At 71.9% G+C, this 12796-nt stretch carries 10 protein-coding genes and 1 pseudogene; 5 read left to right on the top strand and 6 right to left on the bottom strand.

Annotated elements, in window-relative coordinates:
* Positions 1-178: 178 nt before the first annotated feature.
* Together ACFUK0_RS22155 and ACFUK0_RS22150 are read left to right on the top strand one after the other, a co-directional pair.
* Positions 179-916, top strand: coding sequence for a hypothetical protein (locus ACFUK0_RS22155; protein ID WP_380252780.1), 738 nt, complete (start codon positions 179-181; stop codon positions 914-916).
* 117 nt (positions 917-1033) lie between these two features.
* Complete coding sequence (locus ACFUK0_RS22150; protein WP_380252778.1) at positions 1034-3316, top strand: hypothetical protein; 2283 nt, start codon at positions 1034-1036, stop codon at positions 3314-3316.
* 114 nt (positions 3317-3430) lie between these two features.
* On the opposite strand, the pseudogene ACFUK0_RS22145 reads toward ACFUK0_RS22150, so the two are convergent.
* The 3 genes and pseudogenes from ACFUK0_RS22145 to ACFUK0_RS22135 form a co-directional block, all read right to left on the bottom strand.
* Positions 3431-4186 (bottom strand): annotated as a pseudogene (locus tag ACFUK0_RS22145) (aminotransferase class I/II-fold pyridoxal phosphate-dependent enzyme); the annotation flags it as partial.
* A 155-nt stretch (positions 4187-4341) separates the two neighbouring features.
* Complete coding sequence (locus tag ACFUK0_RS22140; protein WP_380252776.1) at positions 4342-4920, bottom strand: YbjN domain-containing protein; 579 nt, start codon at positions 4918-4920, stop codon at positions 4342-4344.
* A 168-nt stretch (positions 4921-5088) separates the two neighbouring features.
* On the bottom strand, positions 5089-5445 hold the full coding sequence (locus ACFUK0_RS22135) for a beta/gamma crystallin domain-containing protein (RefSeq protein ID WP_380252774.1): 357 nt from the start codon (positions 5443-5445) through the stop codon (positions 5089-5091).
* Between the two features lie 276 nt (positions 5446-5721).
* On the opposite strand from ACFUK0_RS22135, the gene ACFUK0_RS22130 reads away from it, so the two are divergent.
* Positions 5722-6006: a helix-turn-helix domain-containing protein gene (locus tag ACFUK0_RS22130; RefSeq protein WP_380252772.1), complete on the top strand. Its 285-nt coding sequence runs from the start codon at positions 5722-5724 to the stop codon at positions 6004-6006.
* Positions 6003-6893 carry a hypothetical protein gene (locus tag ACFUK0_RS22125; RefSeq protein ID WP_380252770.1) on the top strand — a complete coding sequence of 297 codons (891 nt, stop codon included), beginning with the start codon at positions 6003-6005 and terminating at the stop codon, positions 6891-6893. The genes ACFUK0_RS22130 and ACFUK0_RS22125 overlap by 4 nt, the downstream gene beginning before the upstream one ends.
* 55 nt (positions 6894-6948) lie before the next feature.
* On the opposite strand, the gene clpB is transcribed toward ACFUK0_RS22125, so the two are convergent.
* Both clpB and ACFUK0_RS22115 read right to left on the bottom strand, forming a co-directional pair.
* Positions 6949-9555 (bottom strand): ATP-dependent chaperone ClpB, encoded by a 2607-nt coding sequence (gene clpB, locus ACFUK0_RS22120; protein ID WP_380252768.1) that lies wholly within the window; start codon positions 9553-9555, stop codon positions 6949-6951.
* 115 nt (positions 9556-9670) lie between these two features.
* Positions 9671-10579 (bottom strand): LysR family transcriptional regulator, encoded by a 909-nt coding sequence (locus tag ACFUK0_RS22115; protein WP_380252766.1) that lies wholly within the window; start codon positions 10577-10579, stop codon positions 9671-9673.
* Between the two features lie 70 nt (positions 10580-10649).
* Here ACFUK0_RS22115 and ACFUK0_RS22110 point away from each other — a divergent pair, with 70 nt between their 5' ends.
* On the top strand, positions 10650-11750 hold the full coding sequence (locus ACFUK0_RS22110) for a C4-dicarboxylate ABC transporter (RefSeq protein WP_380252764.1): 1101 nt from the start codon (positions 10650-10652) through the stop codon (positions 11748-11750).
* 6 nt (positions 11751-11756) lie between these two features.
* Here the strand turns inward: ACFUK0_RS22110 and ACFUK0_RS22105 are convergent, their stop codons facing one another.
* Positions 11757-12647 carry an oxidoreductase gene (locus ACFUK0_RS22105; protein WP_380252762.1) on the bottom strand — a complete coding sequence of 297 codons (891 nt, stop codon included), beginning with the start codon at positions 12645-12647 and terminating at the stop codon, positions 11757-11759.
* Positions 12648-12796: the final 149 nt, after the last annotated feature.

Here is a 12796-nt window from a genome sequence, read left to right as displayed (position 1 = left end):
TCAGATGTAGCTTACTTTCGGCCAACTGCGGTCAGTAGGCGCATGATGTTATGAGCGTGACTCGGGTGGCCACTAGAGTCGTCGCACGCCCAACGGCCCGCCGTCGGTGCGGCCAATCCCGGTGAATGCCGTCAGGCTTCATCTCTCTTGAAACCTACGGCGCAATGGAGTTGACTGGATGTCAGTCGTCATGACCGTGAAGGAGGGCGTCTTCCCTGGGCTTCCCATGTCTGCACCGTCCCTGCCGGACAGCATCTACTTCATCGACGAGTCCATCAATCCGGAAACAACGCTGTTCGGACTGGTCCGCGTCCCGCAGGTCGACGGATGGCTGACAGCTGATGCCGCGTGGACTCGATTCCTCGCGGAGCTCGCCGGAAATCGGCACCTCGGCTTCCAGCCCGGCGCCGCCCTGCACGCGGTCGACCTCGTCGCCGGTCGGGGAGGTCTGCTGCATCACACCCCTGGGATCGCCCCCACCAAGCTCCAGCGAACGGAAGCAGCAGGCGTCGTCCGGCGCGGGTTGCAGGCGCTGGCTGACGAGCCCGACATCGGGGTCAGCGCCCTTTGCAGTCGCCGGGCTAGCCGTGAAGCCACCTACGTGGCGCTCGTCGAACTGCTCAACGAGCGCCACGCAGCGGCTGGCAGTACATGCCAAGTCGTGATGGACGGCAATGGGACCGAGAAGCTACTCAAGGCCGCGCACCGTCAGCTGCCCCCTGCCCGCCGTCATGTCGTCGGGGATCCGATGCTCGTGCCTGCCAGGCTCATTCCTCTGCTCCAGGCAGCCGACTTCGTCGCTCACGCCGCGTTCCAGTCGGTCGTGCGTCACCCGAGGCGCGAGTTCATGTGGGGCTGGTTCCGTGAGGCATTCCCGCAGGCCGACGCGCTTGTGGATCTCGGTCGGCTTCGGTAAAAGGCCGGGCCCCGGCGATCAGCCGGGGCCCGGGGCGGACCTGGTGGTCCGAATCGTCGGGCCAGGACCGCAGGAGACAGTCTTCCACACAATCCGCCCCTTCACATTGGAGGATTCATGTCCGCCGCCGACCACCTCTCCAAGACGATCCCCTGGAAGCGAGAGCAAGTCATCGTCTCCAGCGTCGAGTTGAGCTTCCCGGTCGAACCCTCGAAGGCATCCCAAGCCGAGGTCGTTGCCGCCGGGATGGCCAATCCGCTCGCCCATCTCCCGGAATCCGCCTGGGAGGCGGTGGCCGGCGCTGTGATCAACCCGGAGGCGGTGGCCGTCATGCTGCGGCCGACCGCGCAGGAGCCCACCGGCCTGCTGCTGGAGGAGCACGTCGAGGGCGCGACCCTGCGCAACCTCAACACCCGCGTCTGGCTGAGCGAACTGCTGCCAGGCATCCAACCCCGCACCGGGATGGAGGTGATGGACATTGCGGACCCGCAGGTCTCGGGCACGACCGAAGACGGCGAGCCGTGCGCCGTCGTGCGTTACCGCTACCGCGACCTCCAGCACCTCCAGGATCACGTCTGGCAGACCATCCACAGCACGCTCGCCATCAACAGCTACGCGCCCTCCATCCTGGCCCGCAAGGTGACCCGGCCCTTGATCGTTCATCCGGTCGAGTTCGCCTTCGAGGACGGCGCGGACTCGTTCACCACGCTCGTCGTGCGAGACGGCATCACGCGTCTGGCAAGCGCCTGGGCGGTGCTGGCGGGCCCCGATGCCGAGGCTGCCGACACCGCGGACCTGATGGTGCAGCGGCTCTTCGGCAAGGTGCCTGCGGCATCCGTCGCGAACGGCCCGCGCCTCGCGGCCGTGCGCCGGGACTGGCGGACCACGCTCGCCGACACCTTCTCTGAGGCCAAGGTCGGCGACGATCTGGAAGACCGCGGCATCTACGTCGCGCAGACCCTCGTGGTGCCCGCACAGATCGCGGTCGGCGCCGAGGGCCACCCCGGCCATCTGCTCGCGCCCGAGGACGTCTTCGACGACGCCATGCGCTCCGTGCTGGCCAGTGTGCACGTCGAGTTCAAGGCGTGGGACTCGGCGGCTCAGAACGTCGAGGTCGCCACCCGCGCCCTCAAGCGCGTCATCCAGCTGGGCGACGCAGCCGTCCACGAGGAGGGCCTGAAGGTTGTCTACGGCCTCGCCGTGGGCCGGATCCGGCCGGAAGAGTTGCCCCAGCGATACGGCGACAGCCGTCTGCCCGGTACGGCGTTGTGGCGCGGCATCCAGCTCGTCCATGCCCTGACCAGGCCCGAGCTCTACAACCAGCTCAAGGACCAGGCCAAGGCGATCAAGGGCGGCTCCCGCATGAGCGCTAAGGGCTTCGCGGAACTTCTCGGCCCGATCGTCGACCTGCCGTGGCGCAGCGCGAAGAAGGCCGTCGCCAAGCAGGCGCGCAACGCCTGGGCCAACGGCGGCGTGCTCACGCGTGACGTTCTCGGTGAGTGGGATCCCGTCGTCACGGACGACTTCACCACCCTCGTCGAGCCCGCACTGGCTGGGAACGCCCACGCCCGTTGCACTCTCGCCGTTGCCGGCGGAATTGCCCTGATAGCCGACAAGCTGCTTACCCGCAATGTCGGCTCGTCCCTGATGGCGTCTCGCGAGAAGGGCGGCGTGCCGCTGCGGGCCGACGTCAACGCAGTCGTCGAGGGGTTGTCCGCCGCGGAGAACGTGTTGGGGCTGTGGACCCTCGCACTGGCCGCGAACCGGTTCCGCGCGGACGGGCTTCCGGAGAACGCCCAGTCCGTGCGGCAACTGGTGCGTCTCACGCCCGACGGGTCGCAGGCTCCGTACGTACACCTGAAGGTGGATCTGGGCCAGCCGGACCGGATCGCCCGCGACGGTCACAGCGTTCCCGTCCAAATGTTCGAGTGGGACGTGGTGTCGGCGCACGACTCGGCACGGGCGGAGGCTGCCGTCAAGGAGCACTTCGCGCGTACGTTCGGCCGCATGCCGCAACCGGCCGCCGCCTCCGGCAGCAACCACGAGAACCCCGGTGGCGCCGCGAACGAGTCGGAACCGGAGTCGGCGCCTGAGCCCCCGGAGGAGCCGAAGCCCGACGACGTGTCCTTCAACGCCCCCGGCCCCGAGGTGCCCCCGGGGCGACGCGCCGCCGACCTCCGCCGCGCCCTGCGCGCCGGTCTCGACAGTGCGCGATTGGCCCTCAATGATCTGTTGGAGGTCGACCGCACCGCTGGGAGCTGGCCCCCCGTGATGGAGCCTGACGACTTCGACGACCTCGGCCAGTCGCTTGTCGGCCTGCAGACCGACATGGAAAACCTGCGTCGCAACATCCAGGGCGACGAGCAGTCGGCCTGGAACACCGAGGAGGACGAGGACTGATTACATACGTGCCAAGGCTGAGAAGAGGCTGCTCAATCAAGTGGGCTCTCACCCAGCCAGGTCCACTCGGGTGACATCGAGCCTGGCACGTGCTCAGCTCGCTAGCAAATAGGTAGGCGAACAAGGCTTGACCCAGCCGACCTTCCAGCCGGTGAAGGAGAAGGTCTTGCCGGCCGAGGAGATCGAGACGGTGCGCTCGCGCATGCCCGGCAGGGCCGCGATCGGGTAGTGGGCGCCGGAGAACACCAGGTGCTCGTAGACCTCGTCGGTGACGACCAGCAGGTCGTGCTCGACGGCGAGGGCGGCGACGGCGGTCAGCTCGGCGGGGGTGAGGACGGTGCCGGTGGGGTTGTGCGGGGTGTTCAGCAGCAGCAGGCGGGTGCGCGGGGTGACCAGGGAGCGCAGCTCGTCCAGGTCGGGGCGGAAGTCCGGGGTGCGCAGGGTGAGCGGGACGCGGACGGCGCCGGCCATGGCGATGCAGGCGGCGTAGGAGTCGTAGAACGGCTCGAAGGCGATCACCTCGTCGCCGGGCTCCAGCAGGGCGAGCAGGGCGGCGGCGATGGCCTCGGTGGCGCCGGCGGTGACCAGCACCTCGGTGTCGGGGTCGTAGCCGAGGCCGTAGAAGCGCTGCTGGTGCTCGGCGATCGCGGTGCGGAGCTCGGGGATGCCGGGGCCGGGCGGGTACTGGTTGCCCCTGCCGCTGAGCACGGCGTCGGCGGCGGCCCGGGCGATCTCGGCCGGGCCGTCGGTGTCGGGGAAGCCCTGGCCGAGGTTGATCGAGCCGGTCGCGGTGGCGAGGGCGGACATCTCGGCGAAGATCGTCGTGCCCAGCCCGTCCAGTCGGCGGTTCAGCAACGGCCTCGTACCCATACCGACTCCTCTGGCTTGTCGTCGGGGGCCATCCTCCGGGCACGGGGGCACCCGGGACAAGTCCCGGGTGCGCCGACGGCCCGCCCCCGGCCGGTGCGGGCGGGGGCGGGCCGTGCGGGTGGTGCGGGTGGTGCGGGCGGGCGGTGCGCCGCGGGTCAGGACTCCTCGGGGGCGTCCGTGCCGTCCTCGTCGCCGCCGTCGGCCTCCTCCTGGCCCTCGATGTCCTTCTGCAGGCCGAGCCGCTCGACGATCCACTGCTCGAAGCCGACGGCGGCCTGGGTCCAGTTCGCCGTGGTGGTCACGAAGTACTCGAGGTTGACGCCGGTGCCGACGATCATCTGGGACTCGCCGATCAGGCGGACCACGCCGTCCTCGTGCGTGTGGGTGTAGACCTTCGGCCAGAGGGTCTCGCGGTTCCACTCGTCGATGAGGTCGAGGATCTCGCCCTTGTCCTCCAGCGGGTACGAGCGGTCGTAGAAGGCCCGGACCGCGAAGAGCTCCTTCTGGTCACCGCGGAACATGTAGTAGACCCGGAAGCCGTCCCACGGGGCCGTGAGGTCGCCCTCCTCGTCCACCACGTGCTTCAGCTGCATCTGGTCGAGCAGCTGGGTGACCAGCGCCTGGTCCGGCACCACGACCGGCGGCGGGCCGGACGGCTGCCCCTGGCCGGGCTGGCCGCCCTGCGGGCCCTGCGGCAGGCCGAACGAAGGGATGGACGACGGGTCGATGCTCATGGGAGGTCCTCTTCTCAGTGCACAAGGGTGGTCGGCAATGAGAGGCCGCCCTTCCACGTCCCATCCTGCCTCATCCCGGGCGCGAGACACAGAGCTGCCCGGCGGCCGGGGAGGGGGTGCGCCGTGGGCGGAACAGGGCGAAAGGCTCCTGATCCGGACCGATCCGGGCTAGAAGGACTGGAGCCACCGCACCGTGCCCAGGTTCCCGGCGTCGTAGTAGTTGTCGCTCTGCCAGCTCCACGGCAGGAGGTGCCGGGTTCCGCTGCCCGAGGGGGAGGAGACGCCGTTGTAGTAGTAGAGGTCGTTGTTGCCGGAATAGACGTCGCCGACGCCGTAGATGGTCACGTCGGTGTACCCGCGGCCGGCGAAGCAGAGCGTGCCGCTGTTGGTGAGGACGTTGACGAAATCCCACCGGCCGGCGCAGTTCACCCTGCCGATGGCACTGGCGTCCGTCGCGGGAAAGGCGAGGGCGACGGTGGCGGCGGCCACCGAGGTGAGGGCGGCCTTCTTCCAGCGGGAGTTCATGGTTCTCCTTCGTTTTCGATGGCGGTTCGGCGTGGAGCGCTCGGATCCTCGCAAGGGGCTGAAGGGGTGAACAGGAGGTTCGCCGGAGGTTCGGCGGCGGAACTGCCGGGTGCTGTAATCAAACGTGCACAGGAAGTGACCTATGTCACGCATGGGGTGTCCGGAATCCGTTGCCGCCCGCGCCGGTAGCGGTTAGCGTGCGGTTTAACCCTCCCGGCCGGACAATGTCCGCTGTCGGACGTCCAGTTGAGGTTTCGTGGTTCGGGGGAGTCAGTTGTGGGGGGTCCTGTCGTGGGGGCGGGAAACGGCCTGGGGGCACTGCTCCGGAGCATCCGGCTCGACCGGGGGATGACTCAGGAGGCGCTGGGCGAGGCGTCCGGCATGAGCGTGCGGTCGATCCGCGACCTGGAACGAGGCGTCTCCTGCCCGCGGGTCTCCACGCTGCGACTGCTCGTCCAGACCTGGAGCCTGTCCGAGGCCCAAGGGGCCGAACTGCACCGGCTGGCCCGCGCCGCGCGGGACCGCACGGGCAGGAACCTGAGAACCGGAGCATTTCTGTGAAGTGGAAGGTGCGGGCCGCGGCGTTGTCGCTGGCCGGCGTCGGGGTGGCCGTCGCGCTGTCGGGCTGTTCGTCCGCCGAGGGGGCGTCCGGTGCCTCGCCGGAGCTGACCCCGCCGCCGCTCGGGGCGGCCGTCGCGCCGCCGTCCGGACGCGACGGGATGCTGCAACTGCCGCTCTCCGCCTACGGATCCGGCGACGAGGCGCAGGCGAACAGGCTGCTGGCCGTCCGCGCCCTGATCACCAGGTGCATGCACGAGGCCGGCTACTCCGCCTACACCCGCGAGGACGCCGTCGACGAGGGGGCGGCCGGGGGCCGGACGGACAACAGCTCGGCGTTGCCGGCCGGGGCCTTCGGCTACCTCCCGGAGAGTGTGGCCGCCACCCAGGGGTTCCACGGCGCCCGGGCGGCGGCCGCGCCCAAGCCCCGCCGGGTGCTGGCGCCCGCCGAGGAGAACGCCTCGCTGGAGTGCGGCAGGAAGGCCTTCCCGCAGGTGGAGGACCCGGACCAGGCCGGTGCGGAGCTGGTTGGCCGGCTCTTCGGCGAGTCGACGGCGGCGGTGGACAAGGACGCCCGGGTGGTGGCCGCCACCAAGGCGTGGGGCGACTGCATGAGCACGGCCGGCTTCGCCGGGGTGACCCCTGCCGGGCTGGTGGACACCTACCGCCGCACGGCCGCCGCCGCGCCCGCCCCGGCGCCGGAGGAACTGGCCGCGGCCAGGGCGGACGCGGCCTGCACCGGCAGCGCCAACCTGGCGGGCATCTGGTTCGACGTACTGGCCGGCTACCAGAAGCAGCAGATCGCCGCGAACCAGGAGAAGCTGACGACGTATCAGGCCAAACTCAAGGACTTCTCGGCGAAGATCGCCGGGATCGTCGCCGAGTCCTGACACGCCGGAGGGCGGGCCGCCCCCAGGGGGTGGCCCGCCCTCCGGCGTGGCGGTGTCACTTCTCCAGCGGCCCCCGGGCGCGGACGGTCAGCCGGTCGGCGTCCTCGTCGCGCTCGACCACCACGGTGTCGCCGTCGTGGACCTGGCCGGACAGGATGGCCTTGGCCAGCTGGTCCCCGATCGCGGACTGCACCAGGCGCCGCAGCGGCCGGGCGCCGTACGCCGGGTCGTAGCCGGTGAGGGCCAGCCAGTCGCGCGCGGCCGGGGTGACCTCCAGGGTGAGCCGGCGCTCGCGCAGCCGGTCCGCGAGCAGGCCGACCTGGAGGTCGACGATGCGGGTGAGTTCGGCGGTGCCGAGCGGCTCGAAGACCACGATGTCGTCCAGCCGGTTGAGGAACTCCGGCTTGAAGGTGGCCCGGACGGTGTCCAGGACGAGGCCCTTCTTGCTCTCCTCCGGGGTGTTCGGGTCCACCAGGTACTGCGAACCGAGGTTGGAGGTCAGGATCAGGATGGCGTTGCGGAAGTCCACCGTCCGGCCCTGGCCGTCGGTGAGCCGCCCGTCGTCCAGCACCTGGAGCAGCACGTCGAAGACCTCGGGGTGGGCCTTCTCCACCTCGTCCAGCAGGACGACGCTGTACGGGCGGCGGCGGACGGCCTCGGTGAGCTGGCCGCCCTCCTCGTAGCCGACGTAGCCGGGCGGGGCGCCGACCAGCCGCGAGACGGAGTGCTTCTCGCCGTACTCGCTCATGTCGATCCGGACCATCGCCCGCTCGTCGTCGAACAGGAAGTCCGCCAGGGCCTTGGCCAGTTCGGTCTTGCCGACGCCGGTCGGACCGAGGAAGAGGAACGAGCCGGTCGGGCGGTCCGGGTCGGCGATGCCCGAGCGGGTGCGGCGCACCGCGTCCGAGACGGCCTGGACGGCCTCGCGCTGGCCGATCAGGCGCCGGCCGAGCTCGTCCTCCATCCGGAGCAGCTTGGCGCTCTCGCCCTCCAGCAGCCGGCCGGCCGGGATGCCCGTCCAGGAGGAGACCACGTCGGCGACGTCGTCCGGTCCGACCTCCTCCTTGACCATGGACTGGCTCGCGTCTTCGTCCGCGGCACGCTCCTGGGCCTCGATGAGCTCGTGCTCGGCGGCCGGGATCTCGGCGTACATCAGCTTGGACGCACGCTCGAAGTCGCCGTCGCGCTGGGCGCGTTCGAGCAGACCGTGCAGGTCGTCCAGCCGCTCCTTGAGCTCGCCGACCCGGTTGAGGCTCTTCTTCTCCTGCTCCCAGCGGGCGGTGAGAACGCTCAACTGCTCGTTCTTGTCGGCGAGATCGCGGCGCAGCCGGGCCAGGCGGTCGACCGAGGCCGGGTCGGACTCCTTCTCCAGGGCGAGTTCCTCCATCCGCAACCGGTCGACCGCGCGCTGGAGTTCGTCGATCTCGACCGGGGAGGAGTCGATCTCCATCCGGAGCCGGGAGGCGGCCTCGTCGACCAGGTCGATGGCCTTGTCGGGGAGGAAGCGCGAGGTGATGTACCGGTTGGAGAGGGTGGCGGCGGCGACCAGGGCGGCGTCCGAGATCTGCACCTTGTGGTGCGCCTCGTACCGGCCCTTGAGGCCGCGCAGGATCGCGATGGAGTCCTCGACCGAGGGTTCGCCGACCAGCACCTGCTGGAAGCGGCGCTCCAGGGCCGGGTCCTTCTCGATCCGCTCGCGGTACTCGTCGAGGGTGGTGGCGCCGACCATCCGCAGCTCGCCGCGGGCCAGCATCGGCTTGAGCATGTTGCCCGCGTCCATCGCGGAGTCGCCGCCGGCGCCCGCGCCGACCATGGTGTGCAGCTCGTCGATGAAGGTGACGACCTGCCCGTCGCTCTGCTTGATGTCGTTCAGGACGGCCTTCAGCCGCTCCTCGAACTCGCCGCGGTACTTGGCGCCGGCGACCATCGCGCTCAGGTCGAGCGAGACCAGCCGCTTGCCGCGCAGCGAGACGGGCACGTCGCCCGCGACGATGCGCTGGGCCAGGCCCTCGACGACGGCGGTCTTGCCGACGCCGGGCTCGCCGATCAGCACCGGGTTGTTCTTGGTGCGGCGGGAGAGCACCTGGATGACCCGGCGGATCTCCTGGTCGCGGCCGATCACCGGGTCGAGCTTGCCGTCCCGGGCGGCCTGGGTGAGGTCCGTCCCGTACTTCTCCAGGGCCTTGTAGGTGGCCTCCGGGTCCTGCGAGGTGACCCGGCCGCTGCCGCGGACGTCCTTGAAAGCGGCGAGCAGCGCCTTGGCGCCGGCGCCGTGCCGGGCGAGCAGGTCGGCGACGGCGCCGCCCTCGGCGGCGAGGCCGACGAGCAGGTGCTCGGTGGAGAGGTACTGGTCGTCCAGGTCGTCGGCGCGCTTTCCGGCCTCGGTCAGCACGGCGAGGGTGTCGCGGGCCAGCTGGGGCGCCGCGACGGTGGAGCCGCTGGCCTTGGGCAGCGCCGCGAGAAGGCGCCTCGCCTCGGCGGTGACCTGGCCGGCGTCCGCGCCGACGGCCTCCAGCAGCGGTTTGGCGATGCCCTCGGGCTGTTCCAGCAGGGCGAGCAGGATGTGCACCGGCTTGACGTCCGGGTTCCCCGCTGCGCCCGCCTGCCGGATCGCGGCGGACAGGGCGTCCTGCGTCTTGGTGGTGAACTTGCTGGCGTCCACTGCTGGGTCGTCCTCCTCTGTCTCGACTACTGCTTCTTGCTGATTACAGCATGCACTAAGTTGAGTCTATTCCGCTCAACTTTCGAGTGAACGGCAGACGGCGCAACGGCCTGCCTCAGCCCCTGCGCCGGGTGAGCCCGAGCAGCTCCCGGGCCGGGCCCGACGGCCGCTGCCCGGCCGGCCACACCGCGCGCAGCGGGCGCCGCAGGTCCAGGCCCGGCGCCAGCGGCACCGCGACCAGCCGCCGGGTCGCCAGCTCCTCCACCACGGCCAGCTCGCTCAGGCAGACCGGCCCGGCGCCGGTCATCGCCGCCGCCTTCAGCGCCGTCGAGGAGGCCAGCTCCATCAGCGGGCGCGCCGCGCCGCCGTACGGCTCCAGTGCCATCTCCAGCACCTCCCGGGTGCCCGACCCCGGTTCGCGCAGCACCAGTGCGGCCCCGGCCAGCTCCGGGCCGGTCAGCGGCGCCCGGCGGCGGGCCCACGGGTGGTCGGGGCCGACCACCACGACCAGCCGGTCGGCGGCCACCACGGTGCCGGACAGCCCGGCGGCGGTGGTCGGGCCCTCGACGAAGCCGAGGTCGGCGTCGCCGGCCAGCACATGTCCGGCGACGTCCGCCGAGTTCGCGGTCCGCAGCGTCACCGAGGTCCTGGGGCTGGCCTCGTGCAGCGCCATCAGCCATCCCGGCATCAGGTACTCGGCGACGGTCAGGCTCGCCACCACCCGCAGCCGGGCGTCCCGGTTCTCGCGCAGCGCGTCGATCCCGGCGTCGAGTGCCTGGGCCGCCTCGACCACGTTCCGGGCCCACTCGACCACCAGCCGGCCCGCCTCGGTCGGCTTCGAGCCGCGCGGCGAGCGGTCCAGCAGGGCCACCCCGATCTGCCGTTCCATGCCCTTGATCCGGGCGCTCGCGGTGGGCTGGCTGACGCCCAGCTCGGCCGCCGCCCGCCCGACGCTGCCGAGGCGCGCGACCGCGAGCAGCAGCTCCAGGGCGCCGAGCTCGGGGACGTGCGGTGAGAGAGGCATAGAGGCAGGCTATGCGCTCATAGGACCGGGGGCGCTACCGGCTCCGCGGCTCCCCCGGCACGGTGGACCCATGGCCACCCTCAGCACCGCCCGCCCGTCGGCGGCCCGGCCCCGCCTCGACCTCGCCGCACTCGGCCCCAACTGGTACGCCGCCGTGATGGGCACCGCCATCCTGGCGGGCGGCGCCGCCGCACTGCCCGTCCGGCTCCCGGGGCTGATCGGCTTCGGCGAACTGGCCTGGGCCCTGTCCGCCGCCGCGCTGCTCCTGCTGGCCGGCGCGCGGGCCGTGCACCTCCTGCGGCACCGGGCCGCCGCCCGCGCGCAGCTCCTCGACAACCCCGCGACCGCCGTGTTCTACGGCTGCCCGCCGATGGCGCTGATCGCGGTCGGCAACGCCACCCTGGCCGTCGGCCCGCGAGTCACCGGCACCGGCCCGGCCGTCGCCGTCGACGCCGTGCTCTGGACGGCGGGCACGCTGTACGCGCTCACCGTCGCCGCCGGCATCCCGTACCTGCTGGCCACCCGGCACCGCGCCGCCGCCCGCACGGCGAACCCCACCTGGCTGCTGCCGGTGGTCGCCCCGGTGGTCGCCGCCGCCTCCGGTCCGGCCCTCGTCCCGCACCTGCCGGACGGCGCCGCGCGGACGGCGATGCTCCACCTCTGCTGCGCGCTGCTCGGGGCGGGCCTGCTCGGCACCCTCGCGATGCTGCCCGTCGTGCTGACCGGGCTGCTGCACGGCGGACTGGCCACCAGGGCGCTGACCCCCTCGCTTTTCCTGGTGCTCGGCCCGCTCGGGCAGTCCGTCACCGCGACCGGACAGCTCGCCGACGCCGCCCGCCCCGTCGCCCCCGGGCTCGCGCCGGCCGCCCTGGCCCTGTCCGAGCTGTACGGCGTCATGGTGCTGGGCGCCGCGATGCTGTGGCTGCTGGTGGCGGCGACGGCGAACCTGCGGGCCTGGCGGGCCGGGATGCCGTTCGCGATGACCTGGTGGGCCTTCACCTTCCCGGTCGGAACCTGTGTCACCGGCGCCGCCGGCCTCGCCCGGCACACCGGTTCGACGGGCCTGACCGCCCTGGCGGCGGCGCTGTTCGCGCTGCTGCTCGCGGGCTGGGCGGTGGCGGCCGCCGGTACGGTGAGCGGGCTGGCCGGCGGCCGGCTGCTGCGGGCCTGACAGCCGTCAGTCCTGCTGCCCGTCCTGGAAGTCGGTGCCCCGGCCGACGGACTCCCAGGCCAGCGCCTCGGCCCGGGCCGCGTCCAGGTTGCCGAGGATCGCCTCGACGGCGTCGGTGCCCAGCGCCAGCCGCAGCGGGGTCCGCTCGTCGTCCAGGGCGGCCAGGATCGCCGCCGCCGCCTTCGCCGGGTCGCCGGGCTGCTTGCCGTCACTGCTCGGCAGGATCTCGCGGACCGGGCCCACCGTCGCCGCGTACGCGTCGATCGCCGCGGACTGCTGGAGCGCACCGCCGCCCGCGAAGCCCGTCCGGAACGAGCCGGGCTCGACGATCAGCACCTTCACCCCGAACGGGGCGACCTCCACGGCCAGCGCCTCCGACAGGCCCTCCAGCGCGAACTTGGTGGCTGAGTAGGCGCTCACGCCGGCGAACGAGAACCGGCCGCCCATGCTGCTCATCTGCACCACGGCGCCGGAGCCCCGGCCGCGCATCTGCGGCAGGACGGCCCGGGTGAGGGCGGCGGGGCCGAAGAAGTGCAGGTCCATCAGGTCGCGCAGTTCGGCGTCGGTGGTCTCCTCGACGGCGCCGACCAGGCCGCGCCCGGCGTTGTTGACCAGGACGTCGATCCGACCGTGGCTCAGCAGCACCTCGTCGACCACGGCGGTGATCCGCGCGGAGTCCGTGACGTCCAGGGCGACGGGGACCACCCGGCCGGGGTGGGCGGCGGCCAGATCCTTGAGCACCTCGGGCCGGCGGACGGCCGCCACCACCGTGTCACCGGCCGCGAGCGCGGCCTCGGTCAGCGCCAGGCCGAAGCCCGAGGAGGCACCGGTGATCAGCCATATCCGGCCGGCGGCCGTACCGCCGGCCGCGCCGTCAGAAAGGTGAGATGTCGTCATGTCCGGCTCCCGTGTCAGTAGTTGAGGCCTTCATTCAGCCAGCAGCGGCCCTTGATCGTCCAGTGCGACCCGCGCCGCCGGCCGATCGGGCCGGTGCTTGCGGTCCACCGGCCCCGGATTGGCCCTGGACCGGCGGTGGCCGCCCTTCC

It is taken from the genome of Kitasatospora sp. NPDC057223, assembly GCF_042669755.1.
In the GTDB taxonomy this organism is placed as follows: Bacteria; Actinomycetota; Actinomycetes; order Streptomycetales; family Streptomycetaceae; genus Kitasatospora.
Note: the sequence above shows the minus strand (reverse complement) of the source record. Positions and strands in the feature narration are given on the sequence as shown.